The sequence below is a fragment of the Streptococcus oralis genome (assembly GCF_023109195.1).
Taxonomy (GTDB): domain Bacteria; phylum Bacillota; class Bacilli; order Lactobacillales; family Streptococcaceae; genus Streptococcus; species Streptococcus oralis_BV.
Genome location: NZ_JALDUB010000009.1, coordinates 1 through 1,638, shown reverse-complemented (window position 1 = coordinate 1,638; position 1,638 = coordinate 1). Strand labels below are relative to the sequence as shown.

Sequence of the window (1,638 nt, the reverse complement as noted above, 5' to 3'; positions counted from 1 at the left end):
TCCAGTAGCACCAAGCTATGAAAATGAGCCAACTCCACCGGTAAAAACTCCAGATCAACCAGAGCCATCAAAACCAGAAGAGCCAAACTATGATCCATTGCCAACTCCGCCGGTAGCACCAACTCCTAAGCAGTTGCCAACACCACCAGCGGTGCCAACAGTTCACTTCCATTACAATCGTCTATTTGCACAACCTCAGATTAATAAAGAAATTAAAAATGAGGATGGAGTAGATATCGACCGTACTCTAGTTGCTAAGCAGTCTGTAGTGAAGTTTGAGTTGAAAACGGAAGCTTTAACTGCAGGGCGTCCAAAAACAACTTCGTTTGTATTGGTAGATCCACTTCCAACTGGCTATCAGTTTGATTTGGAAGCAACCAAGGCTGCAAGCAAAGGTTTTGAAACAAGCTATGACAAAGCTAGTCACACTGTAACCTTTAAGGCTACTGAGGAGACCTTGGCAGCTTTCAATGCAGATTTGACAAAATCCTTTGAGACTCTATATCCAACTGTTGTTGGTCGTGTCTTGAATGATGGGGCGACTTATACAAACAACTTTACATTGACAGTCAACGATGCCTACGGTGTCAAGTCAAACATTGTTCGTGTAACGACTCCAGGTAAACCAAATGATCCTGACAATCCAAATAACAACTACATCAAGCCTTTGAAAGTTAACAAGAACAAGCAAGGTGTGAATATTGATGGCAAAGAAGTTCTAGCTGGTTCAACGAACTACTATGAACTCACATGGGATTTGGACCAATACAAGGGAGATAAATCTTCTAAAGAAGCGATTCAAAATGGTTTCTACTATGTGGATGATTATCCAGAAGAAGCCTTAACCCTTCAACCAGAATTGGTTAAGATCCGTGATCTAGAGGGCAATCTTGTATCAGGTATCAGTGTTCAACAGTTTGATAGTTTAGAAGCTGCGCCTAAGAAGGTTCAAGATCTGTTGAAGAAAGCAAACATCACTGTTAAAGGTGCTTTCCAACTCTTCTCAGCTGATAATCCAGCTGAATTCTACAAGAACTATGTAGCAGCAGGAAAATCATTGCTAATCACAGATCCGATGACAGTTAAACCTGAATTTGGTCAAACGGGTGGTAAGTATGAAAACAAAGCCTACCAAATTGATTTTGGAAATGGCTATGCTACAGAAGTAGTTGTCAACAACGTACCGAAAATCACACCGAAAAAAGATGTGACAATCAGTATGGATCCAAGCAGTGACAATATTGATGGCCAAACAATTCCGTTGAACCAGTTCTTCAATTATCGTTTAATCGGTGGTTTGATTCCACAAAATCATTCTGAGGACTTGAATGACTATAGTTTTGTAGATGATTATGACCAAAAAGGTGATCAATACACTGGAAACTATAAAGTTCTTGCCAAGGTTGATATCCGATTGAAAGACGGTCGTGTTATTAAGGCAGGGACAGACTTAACAGCTGAAACACAGGTTGAACATAATCAAGATAAGGGAATGATTACAATTCGCTTCAAGGAAGAATTCCTTCAAGAGATTCAGTTGGATTCTCCATTCCAGGCTGAGACTTATATTCAAATGAAACGAATTGCTGTCGGAACCTTTGAAAATACCTATGTAAATACTGTGAACAAAGTTGCTTA

1 protein-coding gene is annotated in these 1,638 nt (G+C 39.9%); it reads left to right on the top strand.

Features of this window, described 5'->3' with window-relative positions:
- The coding region (locus tag M1F65_RS09925) for an SspB-related isopeptide-forming adhesin (protein ID WP_247925914.1) at positions 1-1,638 on the top strand (1,638 nt) is incomplete at both ends.